General features: G+C 71.1%; 11 protein-coding genes. 9 read left to right on the top strand and 2 right to left on the bottom strand.

All coding sequences use genetic code 11. The features are described from left to right. Positions 1-53: 53 nt before the first annotated feature. The 6 genes from Val02_RS18810 to Val02_RS18785 all read left to right on the top strand — a co-directional run bounded on the left by Val02_RS18810 (position 54) and on the right by Val02_RS18785 (position 6,441). A complete protein-coding gene (locus tag Val02_RS18810) occupies positions 54-1,202 on the top strand; it encodes an acyl-CoA dehydrogenase family protein (protein ID WP_203900424.1) in 1,149 nt (382 codons plus the stop codon). Between the two features lie 10 nt (positions 1,203-1,212). Continuing rightward, positions 1,213-2,400 carry a thiolase family protein gene (locus Val02_RS18805; protein ID WP_203900423.1) on the top strand — a complete coding sequence of 396 codons (1,188 nt, stop codon included), beginning with the start codon at positions 1,213-1,215 and terminating at the stop codon, positions 2,398-2,400. A 31-nt stretch (positions 2,401-2,431) separates the two neighbouring features. Beyond that, a complete protein-coding gene (gene fabG, locus Val02_RS18800) occupies positions 2,432-3,190 on the top strand; it encodes a 3-oxoacyl-ACP reductase FabG (RefSeq protein WP_203900422.1) in 759 nt (252 codons plus the stop codon). Between the two features lie 33 nt (positions 3,191-3,223). Next, positions 3,224-4,765 (top strand): long-chain-fatty-acid--CoA ligase, encoded by a 1,542-nt coding sequence (locus Val02_RS18795; RefSeq protein WP_203900421.1) that lies wholly within the window; start codon positions 3,224-3,226, stop codon positions 4,763-4,765. Between the two features lie 111 nt (positions 4,766-4,876). Further along, complete coding sequence (locus tag Val02_RS18790) at positions 4,877-5,389, top strand: SigE family RNA polymerase sigma factor (protein WP_203900639.1); 513 nt, start codon at positions 4,877-4,879, stop codon at positions 5,387-5,389. Continuing rightward, complete coding sequence (locus Val02_RS18785; RefSeq protein WP_203900420.1) at positions 5,386-6,441, top strand: hypothetical protein; 1,056 nt, start codon at positions 5,386-5,388, stop codon at positions 6,439-6,441. The genes Val02_RS18790 and Val02_RS18785 overlap by 4 nt, the downstream gene beginning before the upstream one ends. Before the next feature lie 47 nt (positions 6,442-6,488). Here the strand turns inward: Val02_RS18785 and Val02_RS18780 are convergent, their stop codons facing one another. After that, on the bottom strand, positions 6,489-7,103 hold the full coding sequence (locus Val02_RS18780) for a hypothetical protein (RefSeq protein WP_203900419.1): 615 nt from the start codon (positions 7,101-7,103) through the stop codon (positions 6,489-6,491). A 134-nt stretch (positions 7,104-7,237) separates the two neighbouring features. On the opposite strand from Val02_RS18780, the gene Val02_RS18775 reads away from it, so the two are divergent. Further along, positions 7,238-9,370 carry an NACHT domain-containing protein gene (locus Val02_RS18775; protein WP_203900418.1) on the top strand — a complete coding sequence of 711 codons (2,133 nt, stop codon included), beginning with the start codon at positions 7,238-7,240 and terminating at the stop codon, positions 9,368-9,370. Positions 9,371-9,408: 38 nt separating this feature from the next. Here Val02_RS18775 and Val02_RS18770 read toward each other — a convergent pair whose 3' ends face one another. After that, a complete protein-coding gene (locus tag Val02_RS18770; protein ID WP_203900417.1) occupies positions 9,409-10,029 on the bottom strand; it encodes an MBL fold metallo-hydrolase in 621 nt (206 codons plus the stop codon). A gap of 31 nt (positions 10,030-10,060) precedes the next feature. Here Val02_RS18770 and Val02_RS18765 point away from each other — a divergent pair, with 31 nt between their 5' ends. Both Val02_RS18765 and Val02_RS18760 read left to right on the top strand, forming a co-directional pair. Further along, entirely contained in the window at positions 10,061-12,043 is a 1,983-nt protein-coding gene (locus tag Val02_RS18765) for a bifunctional 3-deoxy-7-phosphoheptulonate synthase/chorismate mutase (RefSeq protein ID WP_203900416.1), read from the top strand. A gap of 30 nt (positions 12,044-12,073) precedes the next feature. After that, a partial coding sequence (locus Val02_RS18760) for a protein kinase domain-containing protein (RefSeq protein WP_203900415.1) occupies positions 12,074-12,412 on the top strand: 339 nt, incomplete at its 3' end.

The raw sequence follows: 12,412 nt of genomic DNA, 5'->3' as shown, positions 1-12,412 counted from the left end.
GGGTAGGGGTTCGGTACTGGACGGCCAAAAACTTACGGCGCTAGTTTGTTGGCGTGGACCTCTCCCTTTCTGACGAACAGGCCGCCGTGCGGCAGCTCGCGGCGGAGTTCGTGGATCGCGAGGTGCTGCCGCACGCCGCGGAGTGGGACCGCCGCGAGCTGATCGACGTCAAGGTCATCAAGCAGCTCGGCGAACTGGGCTTCCTCGGCCTCACCATCCCCGAGGAGTACGGCGGCTCGGGCGGCGACCATCTCGCCTACTGCCTCGTCCTGGAGGAACTGGGCCGCGGCGACTCCGCGGTGCGCGGTGTCGTGTCGGTCTCCCTCGGGCTGGTGGGCAAGTCGATCCTCGGCTACGGCACGGAGGAGCAGAAGCGGTCGTGGCTGCCGCGCCTGTGCTCCGGCGAGGCGCTCGGCTGCTTCGCGCTGACCGAGCCGGGCACCGGCTCCGACGCCGGTTCGCTCGCGACGCGGGCCGTCCGCGAGGGCGACGAGTGGGTGCTCACCGGCTCCAAGATGTTCATCACCAACGGCACCTGGGCCGATGTGGCGCTGGTCTTCGCGCGCACCGGCGAGGCGGGGCACCGGGGCGTCAGCGCGTTCCTGGTGCCGACCGGGCTGCCCGGGTTCGACCGCAGGGAGATCCACGGCAAGCTCGGGCTGCGCGGGCAGGCGACGGCCGAGCTGACGTTCGACGGCGTGCGGGTGCCGGCCGACGCCATGCTCGGGCCGGCGGGCAAGGGGTTCGGCGTCGCGATGTCCGCGCTGGCCAAGGGCCGGATGTCCGTCGCCGCGGGCTGCGTGGGTATCGCCAAGGGGTGTCTCGACGCGGCCCTCAGATACGCGGGGGAACGGGAGCAGTTCGGCAAGCCGATCGCCGCGCACCAGCTCGTGCAGCAGCTGATCACCGCCATCGCCGTCGACACCGACGCGGCGCGGCTGCTCGTGTGGCGGGTCGCCGACCTGATCGACCGCGGGCAGCCGTTCGCCACGGAGGCCAACATGTCGAAGCTGTTCGCCAGCGAGGCGGCCGTGCGGGCGGCCAACAACGCGCTGCAGGTCTTCGGCGGATACGGCTACATCGACGAGTACCCCGTCGGAAAGTACCTGCGGGACGCCCGGGTGATGACGCTGTACGAGGGCACCAGCCAGATCCAGCAGCTGCTCATCGGCCGGGCGCTCACCGGCGTCAACGCTTTCTAGGGGGCCACTCGTGAACACCGTCTACTTCGTCGCGGCCAAGCGGACCCCGATCGGGAAGCTGCGCGGCGCGCTGTCGGGCGTCCGCCCGGACGACCTCGCGGCGGAGGCCGTGAAGGGCGTGCTGGCCGAGGTGCCCGGCCTCGACCCGGCCCGCATCGACGACGTGTACTTCGGCGCCGCCAACCAGGCCGGCGAGGACAACCGCAACGTCGCCCGGATGGCGGTGCTGCTGGCCGGCCTTCCGGAGAGCGTTCCGGGCGCGACGCTCAACCGCCTCTGCGCCTCCGGGCTGGAGGCCGTCACCAGCGCCGCCCGGGCCGTCGCGAGCGGGGACGCCGACATCGTGCTCGCCGGCGGCGTCGAGTCGATGAGCCGCGCGCCGTTCGTGCTGCCGCGGCCGGAGGACGGGCTGCCGCACCGGATGGAGCTGGCCGACACCCGGCTCGGCTGGCGGCTGGTCAACCCGCGGATGAAGGAGCTGCACGGCGTTCTCGCGATGGGGGAGACCGCCGAGGAGGTCGCCGAGCGCTACCGCGTCACCCGCGAACGCCAGGACGAGTTCGCGCTGCGCAGCCACCGCAACGCCGCCGCCGCGCGGGACGCCGGCCGGTTCGACGCGGAACTCCTGCCCGTGCCGCGCCCCGACGGCGAGACGGTCACCCGCGACGAGGGCATCCGCGCCGACACCTCCCTGGAGAAGCTCGCGGGCCTCAAGCCGGTGTTCCGCAAGAACGGCAGCGTCACGGCCGGCAACTCGTCGCCGCTCAACGACGGCGCGGCCGCTCTTCTCCTGGTCAGCGAGTCCGCCCTGAACGACCTCGGCGTCGAGCCGCTCGGCCGCTACGTCACCGGTGCCAGCGCCGGCGTGCACCCGGACGTCATGGGCATCGGCCCGGTGCCGGCCACCCGTAAGGCCCTGGACCGGGCCGGCTGGAAGATCGGCGACCTGGCCGAGGCCGAGCTGAACGAGGCGTTCGCCGCGCAGGCGATCGCGGTCGCCGACGAACTGGGCATCGACCCGCAGCTGGTCAACCCCGACGGCGGGGCCATCGCCATCGGGCACCCCCTGGGCTGCTCCGGCGCCCGCATCCTCACCACCCTGCTGCACCGCATGCGGCGCACCGGCGGCCGGCGCGGCCTCGCCACCATGTGCGTCGGCGTCGGCCAGGGCACCGCGCTCCTGGTCGAGGCCGTCTAGTCCCCACCCCACCCGTTAGGAGCCATCAACAGTGAGCAGATTCGCCGGTAAGGTCGCCGTCGTCACCGGCGCGGCCCAGGGCATCGGTGCCGCGACGGCCCGCCTCCTCGCCGCCGACGGCGCCAGTGTGGCCGTCGTCGACCTCTCCGAGGAGTCCGCCCAGCGGGTCGTCGACGAAATCGTCGGCAAGGGCGGCACGGCCCTCGCGATCGGCGCGGACGTCTCCGACGAGGCCGCCGTCGAGGCCATGACCGCGCGCGTGGTGGAGGCGTACGGGCGGCTCGACATCCTGGTCAACAACGCCGGTATCACCCGCGACAACATGCTGTTCAAGATGAGCGCCGCCGAGTGGAACCAGGTGCTGACGGTCAACCTGACCAGCATCTTCCTGTGCAGCAAGGCCGCCCAGAAGCACATGGTGGCGCAGAAGTACGGCAAGATCGTCAACCTGAGCAGCCGTTCCGCGCTGGGCAACCGGGGACAGGCGAACTACGCCGCCGCCAAGGCCGGCGTGCAGGGGCTCACGGCGACGCTGGCGATCGAGCTGGGGCCGTTCAACATCACCGTGAACGCGGTCGCGCCCGGCTACATCGCGACGGCCATGACCGCGGCGACGGCCGAACGGGTCGGGTCGAGCCCGGACGAACACCAGAAGATGGCCGCGGAACGCACCCCGCTGCGCCGCGTCGGCCAGCCGGAGGAGGTCGCCTCGGTGATCGCCTTCCTGGCGAGCGACGAGTCGTCATACGTAAGCGGGCAAACCCTGTACATCAACGGCGGGGCGCGCTAAAACCGTGACCACACCCCCGAAGGAGTGCGCCCTGTGACGATCCTTTCCCTGGCGAGCGTTCTCGCCGAGGCGGCCCGCCGCTACCCCGACAAGACCGCCATCGTCGATCCGTACCAGCGGGTCACCTACGCCGAACTGTGGCAGCAGGCCCGCGCGTACGCGGCCGGGCTGCGCGAGCTGGGCGTCAAGCCCGGCGACGCGGTGGCGCTGCAGTGCCCCAACCTCGCCGACTTCCCGCGCGCCTACTACGGGATCCTCGCCGCCGGGGCGGCCGTGGTGCCGGTGCACCTGCTGCTCACGCCCGAGGAGATCGCGTACGTCCTCAAGGACAGCGGCGCCACCCTGCTGATCTCGCACGCCGCCACCCTGCAGAACGGTGCCCCGGCCGCCGGCGCCGCCGGCATCCCGTTGGTGACGCTCGGCCCGGTGCCGGCCGACGTTCCGGTGAAGCGGCTGGAAGAGGTGAGCGCGTCGGTGCCGCCGCTGCCGCTGCACGTGTCGCGGGAGGCCGAGGACCCGGCCGTCATCTTCTACACCAGCGGCACGACGGGCGATCCCAAGGGCGCCGTGCTCAGCCACCTCAACCTGGTGCTCAACGCCACGGTCAACGCGTTCGACAACAACGACGTGAGCTCGTCGGACGTCGCGCTCGGGGCGCTGCCGCTCTTCCACACCTACGGCCAGACGGTCAGCATGAACGCGTCGTTCCGCATCGGCATGACCGTGATCCTGCTGCCCCGGTTCACCGGCGACGCCGCGATCGACGTGATGATCAAGGAGAACGTCACCATCTTCCACGGCGTTCCGACGATGTACGTGGCGCTGTTGGAGGCCGCGGCCAACCGCACGGACCTTCCCGCGGTGCGGGTCGCCGTCTCCGGCGGTGCGGCGCTTCCGGTGGCCGTGCTGGAGAAGTTCAAGGCGGTCTTCGGTTCCACGATCTTCGAGGGGTACGGCCTCTCGGAGACCTCGCCGACGGCCACCACCAACCAGCCGCACTTCGGCACCAGACCCGGCACCGTCGGGCACGCCATCTGGGGAGTGGACGTCGAGATCGCCCGGGCCGAGGTGGAGGATTCGATCGAACTCCTTCCGGCCGGCGAACTCGGCGAGATCGTCATCCGCGGCCACAACGTCTTCACCGGCTACATCGGCCGCCCGGAGGCCACCGCCGAGGCCGTGATCGACGGCTGGTTCCGCACCGGCGACCTCGGCACCAAGTCCGCCGACGGCTTCATCTCGATCGTGGACCGCAAGAAGGACCTGGTGATCCGCGGCGGGTTCAACGTGTACCCGCGCGAGGTCGAGGAGGTGCTGGCCCGCCACCCCGGCGTCACCCAGGTGGCCGTCATCGGCGTGCCGGACCCGGTGCACGGCGAGGAGATCATGGCGGTCGTCATCCCGCACAAGGACGCCGACGCCGGTGCGCCCACCGAGGAGGAGCTGATCGAGTACGCCAAGGAGCACCTCGGCCGGCACAAGTACCCGCGTCAGGTGCGCTTCGTCGACGAACTCCCGATGGGGCCGAGCATGAAGGTCCTCAAGCGGCAGCTCCGCAAGGAGATCACCGCTTAGCTCTCCTGCCTCCTGCACGGCGCCCCGGGCCTTCGGACCCGGGGCGTCGCGCTTTCCGCCAGGCGTGCAAGGTGATGGATGCGCCGGGCGTCCGTACTCGTGGAGGTGCACGTGGACGAGGCAGCCGAACGCGACTTCACCGAGTTCGTGGCGCAGCGCACGCATGCGCTGTTCCGGGTGGCGTACGCGCTCACGGGGGACCAGCACGCGGCCGAGGACCTGCTGCAGAACGCGCTCGCCAAGGCGGCGATGCGCTGGACGCGGATCGAGGGCGACGGCGAGGCGTACGTGAAGCGCATCCTGTACCGGGACTGCGTGTCGATCTGGCGTTGGCGCAGCCGCCGGCGCGAGACGCTGATGGCGACGCCGCCCGAGCCACGCGCCGACGACGGCGTGGACCCGGACCTGCGCCTGCTGCTGATCGACGCGCTGCGCGGGCTGCCGCCGAAACAGCGGGCGGTGCTGGTGCTGCGCTATCTCGACGACCTGAGCGAGAAGCAGGTCGCCGAGGTGCTCGGATGTTCGACCGGAACGGTGGGCAGCCAGGCGTCGCGCGCCCTCGACAAGCTGCGCCGCCACATCGGCCCGGCGTTGCTCACCCGCCTGACGGAGGTGCCCCGATGACGGATTCGCTGGAACGCGCGCTGCGGGTCGCCGTCAACGATCTCGCCGACGCCGGCCGACCGGTCAACCTGGCCGAACGTGCCCTGCGCCGGACCCGGGTGCTGCGCGTGCGGCGGCGGGTCGCGACGGGTTCGCTCGTGGCGTTGACGGTGCTCACGATGGGCGGCTTCGCGGTGTGGCGCCCCGCCGCACCCCACGGGCCACAGGTCGCGGCGGCCTCCCCGGCGGGGTCGGCGTCGCCGTCCGCTCCGCTCGTCACGTATCCCGGGCCGGTCTCGTATCCGGGCCGGTGGGTCCTGGGCTCGTTCCAGCACGCCACCGACGGGAACGCGGTCGTCTTCGACCGCGGCGCCGGGATGTACCGGACGCTGCCGTACCGGTGGGCGGTGCTCTCCCCGGCGGGCACCGTGGCGGCCGTCTACGACGCGGGGCGCCTCGGCTTCCTGACCCTGGGCACCGGCACGGTGGAGTGGGTGGAGGGCGTGTCCGCCGTTCCGTCCCGCGGGATGTGGAGCCCGGACGGCACCCGCGTCGTCTTCTCCGGCGGCGACAAGGATCCCAGCGCGGCGCAGCCGCCCCCGCCGGACCTCGTCGTCGTCGACGTCGCCACCCGGACGGCGCGGACGCTGCCGAACGGCACCCGGTGCGGCGACGGCTGCCATGCCTATTGGGTGAGCGCCACCGAGGTCGCCGTCGATCCCACGGACGTGACGACGCCGACCACGGTCTACGCCGCCGACACCGGCACGGTGACGCGCACGCTGCCGCTGTTCGGCCGGGTGGGCGTGCGCTGGACCGGGTCGCCCGACGGCGGGTACGTCGTGCTCGACAAGGACGGCGAGACGATCGTGCAGGACCGCAGCGCCCGAACGCTCGTCTGCACGCTGCCGGCCGACACCAGGGACGTGTACTGGATCGACGAGATCACGATGCTGGTGATCCGGCCGGACGGGGTGTCGAAGGTCGATCTCGAAGGTCGGGTGACGGAGGTGTTCCCGTTCCCGTCCTGGGTGCGGACCGGAATGGTGGACCACACCCTCGTCAAGGCCTAATGGCCGCATCGGGTGGCGGTCGGTGCTCCGGGTCGAAGAGGCGGGCGTCAGGCGCCCCACTCGTCGCGCAGCGCCTGCCGGGCCCGGCCGACTTCCTCGATCAACTCTTGGGCGGCCCGGTCCTGCGCGACCGCGAGCCGATGGGTCGCCAGTAGTTCGCGGCGGGTGATCGTCAGAGTGGTGGACGACGGGATCCGGCCGTGGTCCGCCGGCACTGCGGTCCGGCCGAGGCGTTCGGCCAGGTCGGCGAGTCGGAGCAAGGGCTCGCGGAGCGGTTCGACGCCCAGCGATGACAGCTGCTCGGCGCGAATGCGGAAGGCGGCCAGCCCGATCGCGTCGAAGCCGTCCCCGGAGAAGGGGCCGTCGTGGCGGACCTGGTGGCCGAGGGTGCTGCCGCGGTCGAGCAACTCCCGGATCTGCTCGTGGTCGGTGCGCCATCCCTCGCGGTTGGCGATCTTGCGGTCCCGTTCCTCGGCGGCGCGGCGGTCCTGCTCCCGCTGCTCGCGAGTCGTGGCTTCGTGGCGGCTGGCCTGGCGACGAGCGACGATGATGCCGACGGCGGCGATGATGACGCCGACGATGCCGATGACCGGCCCGCTGACGTCCACGAACGCGTCCCATTCTGAACTGGTCGCAAGGGCGGTGGGGTGGAGGAGGTGCATGGCTGTCCTTTCCGCGGGGACGTCAGCGGATGTGAGGATGGTCGGACGGCCCACCGGGGCTGTACGGCGCGTGTTGTGCAATGCTGTACATCGACGCTACACCTGCTGAAACGGACCGTGCAACGGAAGAGGGCATGACCGAAACGTTCGACCCGTCGGCTGGCGCCGAAGGGCTGCACGAGGAGCTGCGCCTGCTGTGGCAAGCGCGTGGGCGGCCCTCTACGCGGCAGATCGCGGGAGCCCTCGACTCAGTGAGCCACACCAGCGTCGCCGACGCGCTCTCCGGACGCCGCGTGCCCTCGTGGACGAAGCTGCAGAAAATTGTCAATTACCTCGACGGCGACGTCGAACGGTTCCGGACGCTATGGGCCGGTGCGTCCGCCCCCACCGTTTCCGTCGCCGAAGAGCCCGCGGTGGCCCGATTCGTCGATCAGTATCGGCAGCGGGTCCTGCTGTACCACGCCGTCATGCGCAACCCGCTCCTCAACCACGCGGCGCGGCTCGACTTCGACTCCGTCTACGTGCACCAGCGGGTGCGTCGGGCCGGTGCCACGACGGACGATCCCGCCGACGTCGTGGAAGTCCTGCGCCGCGAGCGCCGAATGGTCGTTCTGGGCGGGCCCGGATCGGGCAAGTCGACGATGTGCCAGGCCCTCGCCCGGTGGGCCGCGGCTTCGGGCGACGGGCCATTGCCGTTCGTGGTGCGCCTTCGCGAGTTCGCCGCAGAGACTCCCCCCGCGCGGTCCTTGGCGGAGTTCATCGAGCATCAGTTGCGCGTCGTCCTCCAGGTCACGCCCCCGCACAATGCGGTCGAACGGCTGCTGAACGACGGACGCGCACTGGTCTTGCTCGACGGCCTCGACGAACTGCCCGAGGTCACCCGCCGCGCGGACGTGGTCGGGATGATCGAGGTGTTCGCGCATGCGTACCCGGCGGCGATGATTTTGGTGACGTCGCGCATGGGCGGATACGCGGCGGCGCCGCTCGATCCGAGCAGGTTCGGTCTCTGCCGGCTGGACGGGTTCGACGAAGGCGAGGTCGCCCTGTTCGCGCAGCGATGGTTCGCGGCGGTCGGGGATCGCGCGACCGACCCGGCGCAGAACCACGCGGCCGACTTCCTGGAGAACAGCGCGCTCCTCACCGATCTGCGCCGCAACCCGCTCCTGCTGGCGCTGTTGTGCGCGCTGTACCTGGACACCGGTGCCCTGCCGCCGCGTCTCGTCGACGTCTACGAGCGGTACGCTGCGGCCCTCTTCGAATCATGGGACGCCGTCAGCGGCATCCTGGAACGGCGCGTCGGCGGTCTCCGGCCGCCTCTGGCCTTCCTCGCGTTCTGGCTGCTTACCCACCCGGACGAGCGACTGACTGCCGCGCGGGCGGCCGATCTCGTGACGGGCTATCTCGAGGCGCATTCGTACACCCGCGAGGATTCCGAGGAGATCGCCCGAGAACTCGTGCGATGGGGCACGGGCCGGGCCGGAGTCCTCACCGAGATCGGGAGCAGCGGCGCGGCGCCGGTGTACGGCTTCACCCATCGCACGTTTCTCGAGTACTTCGCCGCAGTTCACCTCGTCCGGGAGTCGGGGACGCCCGAGCGACTGGCCCAGCGGTTGGCCGAGCACATCAGCGCCGACGACCGGACGCTGCTTGGTCCACTCGCGCTGCAGCTGATGGACCGTTACGTCACGGACGAAGCCGCGCGGACCGCAAGGGCAATGAGCCTCGGCAACGTCGTATTGATGGTCGACATCGAGGGCTTCGGCCGGGTCTCCGAACTGGAGCACCAGCACCTCAGGCGCACGCTGGAGCAGCTGGTGCGCGAGGTGCTCGCGGACTCCGGCATCGCCGCCGGCGACGTCCCGCGCCAGGAGGCGGGGGACAGTCTGATCATGGTGCTGCCCCACTCGGTCGACATTGAGGCTCTGGTACTGCGTCTGACCTCCGTGCTGCGCAAACTCAATGCGCAGCGCGATCGGTCGGCGCGGCTCCGGATTCGGGTGGCGATGACGACCGGCTACGTCCGCCCCGACGTCGGCGCCTTCACAGGCCAGGCGGCCGTGACGGCCAGCCGCATGGTCGACGCGCCCGCGCTCCGGCAGGCGCTGGCCGATCGACCCGCGGAGGATGTCGTCGTGGCCGTTGATGAGAACCTGCGGCTGAGCCTCACGGGTGCGGTGCCGGCTGAGCAACTTGTCCCGATGAAGGACGGCGGCACGAAAACGGAGACGCCGGCGCCGATGTGGCTCTACATACCCGAATCGGTGTGAATCCGTTCGGTGCCGACTGCGCGAGCGTCGCCGTGTGCTCAGTGGCCCCGGCGGATCCACTCGTCGAGATGCGGGGCCTCGGCCCCGATGGACGTCGAGTCCCCGTGTCCGGTGTGGACGGTCGTCTCCGGCGGCAGCACGAGCAGCTTCTCCCGGATCGACGGGATGATCACCTCGAAGCTGGAGTACGAACGCCCGGTCGCCCCCGGCCCGCCCTGAAACAGCGTGTCCCCGGTGAACACCACGCCCTCGACCGGATCGTGCAGGCACACCGCACCCGGCGCGTGCCCCGGCGTGTGCAGTACCCGCAACTCCACCCCGCCCACCAGAACGACCTGCTGGTCGGCGAGCGGGCCGTCGGGTGCGCGTTCGGGGTGGGTCAGGTCCCACAGCACCCGGTCGTCGGGGTGCAGCAGGATCGGGGCACCCGTGCGGGCGGCCAGCGCCGGTGCCGCGTTCACGTGATCGTTGTGGCCGTGGGTGCAGATGATCGCCTTGACGCTCCGGCCGCCGATCTTCTCCTCGATGGCGTCGGCATCGTGCGCAGCGTCGATCACCACCACCTCGCGGTCGTCACCGACCAGCCAGACATTGTTGTCGACGTCCCACGTCCCGCCGTCGAGCGAGAACTGGCCCGACGTCACCAGATGTTCGATCACGTGCCCATCATGCCCGTAGTTAGATGGTCATATGGCGGGACCCGAACTCAACGACCTCCGGCGCGACCTCGACGAGATCGACAGCGGCCTGGTGGACCTGATCGCGCGGCGGCTGGACACCGTGGCGGCGGTCGGCAAGGCCAAGGCGGACACCGACACACCCGTGCGCGACACCGAACGCGAACGCGCCGTCCTGGCCGGCGTCGAGGCGGCCGCCCGGCGGCGCGGCGTCTCCGGCGACCTGGTCCGGCGGGTGTTCAAGGAGATCATCGGGCACGCCGTCGACCGGCAGTCCGCCGACCTGATCCCCACGTCGACGGCCACCGTGCGGGTGGGCTACGCCGGTGCGGAGTACTCCGACAGCCACCTCGCGGCGATCAAGCATCTGGCGGGGCGCGGCGAGGACGCCGAGTTCGTGGCGTACGCGGGCTACGAGGCGGCCGTCGCCGCGGTGTCGGCCGGCTCCTGCGACCTCGCCGTCCTGCCGATCGAGGACACCACGGCCGGCAGCATCAACCAGGTTTACGACCTGCTGCGCCGCGGCGACGTGGCCGTCGTCGGCGAGGAGACGTGGCGGCTCGAACGCTGTCTCGCCGGCCCGGCCGACATCCCGGTGAACGCGTTGACGGACGTCCTCGCGCCGGCGCGTGATCTCGAGCCGTGTGCGGGCTTCCTCCGTTCCGTCAAAGGAAGAGTGACGCACTCGGAGAGCGCGATGGCCGACGTGGCCCGGCGCGCGGACCCCTCCTTCGCGGCGATCGGGTCGCCGGAGGCGGCCGACGCCAACGGCCTCGTCATCCTGCGCCGCGGCATCGCCGACGAACCGGAGAACTACGCCCGCTTCGTCGTCCTCGCGGCGAAGCCGATCGACGTGGACCCGCGGGTGCCCTGCAAGACCAGCCTGGTCCTGACCACCCGGCACGAGGAGGGGGCGCTGCTGCGCTGCCTGGAGATCCTCGCCGGCAGCGGGCACTCGCTGACCAAGCTGGAGTCGCGGCCCCGGCCCGGACGCCCCTTCGAGTACCTGTTCTTCCTCGACTTCGAGGGGAACGTGAGCGATCCGCGAACCCAGCTCGTGCTGGACGAGCTGCGCAGCGCGGCCCTGTACGTGAAGGTGCTGGGCTCCTACCCGGCCAAGGTGACCCGGGTGACCCCGCAGCCCGGCACGGTCCGGCCGCCCGCGGATTCCATCGAGTCCGTGGTGACGGCGCCCACCGTGGCGAAGTCCACGGGCCGGCTCGTGGACCGGGCCACCCGCGCCGGGGACACCGTCGTGCGGGTCGGCGACGTGCTGGTGGGCGAGGGGTTCGTCGTGATGGCCGGCCCCTGCTCGGTCGAGTCGCCGGAACAGATCTTCGCCGCCGCCCGCGCCGTGCGGGACGCGGGGGCGCACGTGCTGCGCGGCGGCGTGTTCAAGCCCCGCACGTCCCCGTACGCGTTCCAAGGGCTGGGATGGGAGGGGCTCGAACTGCTCGCCGCCGCCGGCAAGGAGGCCGGCCTGCCCATCGTGACCGAGGTCATGGCCGTGGAACAGGTCGCCCGGATGGCCGAAACCGCCGACATCCTCCAGGTCGGCGCCCGGAACATGCAGAACTTCGACCTGCTGCGCGCGCTCGGCCGGGTCGACCGGCCGGTCCTGCTCAAGCGCGGCCTCTCCAGCACCATCGACGAGTGGCTCGCCGCCGCCGAGTACATCCTGTCGGCCGGTAACCAGCAGGTGATCCTCTGTGAGCGGGGCATCCGCACGTTCGAGTCGGCGACCCGCAACACGCTCGACCTTTCGGCCGTCCCGGTGCTGCGCGAACGGACCCACTTGCCGATCATCGTCGACCCCAGCCACGGCACCGGCAACCGGCGCTACGTCGATCCGATGTCCCGCGCCGCACGTGCGGTGGGCAGCCACGGGCTGCTGATCGAGGTGCACCCGGAGCCCGACACGGCCCTCTCCGACGCGGACCAGAGCATTGATTTCCGTCAGTTTGCCGCTTTGATGGGAGGCCTCGCGGACGGGTAGCCTCTGAACCCTTTGGGTACAGAGGGGAATGTGTTGCGCCCGGGTGATCTGCTGACAGACCGTTATCGCCTCGACGAGTTCCTCGCCAGCGGGGGAATGGGTGAGGTGTGGCGGGCGACCGACCAACGGCTCGGCCGCACCGTCGCCGTCAAGGTGCTCCTCCCGACGCTGCTGACCGACCCGGACTTCCGCAAGCGGTTCGCGGCGGAGGCGCGCATCCTGGCCGCGTTCCGGCACCCGAACGTCGTCGACGTCTACGACTACGGCGAGACCGAGACGAAGGACGGCAACGCCGCGTACCTCGTCATGGCGTACGTGCACGGCGAGCCCCTCTCCGAACGGCTCGCCGCCGCCGGCACGCTCCCACCC

This window comes from Virgisporangium aliadipatigenens, assembly GCF_016863615.1.
Taxonomy (GTDB): Bacteria; Actinomycetota; Actinomycetes; order Mycobacteriales; family Micromonosporaceae; genus Virgisporangium; species Virgisporangium aliadipatigenens.
This window is presented reverse-complemented; position numbering and strand designations above follow the sequence as displayed.